Genomic DNA, 515 nt, shown 5'->3' with positions numbered 1-515 from the left:
GGCCTGCACTGGCCAAATTGACTCACATTCCGCTCTCCGCCATGCTTGTGACAGCCGCATCCTTCGGCGGCAGAGTGTTCGAGTGAGGCCATGGCCAGTCCCGTCGCCAGAGAAAAGTCCCGCCGCGCCGCGGTGAAGTCGGCGCTCGAGCGCCACAAGGTCTATGTCACCGCGCAGCGTTTTTCCGGCGGCACCTACAGCGCCCGCGTGCTGGTCGACGGCGAGGCCTACTGGGTCGACGAGTTCCGGCTGAGCCAGCTGAAGCAGGGGCTGACCCCGGCCGAGCTGGAATTGACGCCGGCGATTGACGATTGATCTCTTTCCTTTGCTCCGCCGCACTATAGGAAAATCTCAGATGCTGGCGGGACAGCCCCCCTCTCTGTCCTGCCGGACACCTCCCCCTCAAGGGGGGAGATCAGATGTCGCCGCCGGTTTCGCCAATCGCCACCGTTGCAAGAGAGGTGCCGGCGCTCGAACTGCCAATCTCCCCCCTAGAGGGGGAGATGTCCGGCAGG

The 515-nt window shown here is 64.5% G+C and carries 1 protein-coding gene; it reads left to right on the top strand.

Translation table 11 applies throughout. From position 1 onward, the window contains the following. Nucleotides 1-90 precede the first annotated feature (90 nt). Nucleotides 91-315: a hypothetical protein gene (locus EOA23_RS35345; protein ID WP_126061456.1), complete on the top strand. Its 225-nt coding sequence runs from the start codon at nucleotides 91-93 to the stop codon at nucleotides 313-315. The last annotated feature ends 200 nt before the right edge of the window (nucleotides 316-515 follow it).

The organism is Mesorhizobium sp. M2A.F.Ca.ET.042.01.1.1, from assembly GCF_003997405.1.
In the GTDB taxonomy this organism is placed as follows: domain Bacteria; phylum Pseudomonadota; class Alphaproteobacteria; order Rhizobiales; family Rhizobiaceae; genus Mesorhizobium.
Note: the sequence above shows the minus strand (reverse complement) of the source record. Positions and strands in the feature narration are given on the sequence as shown.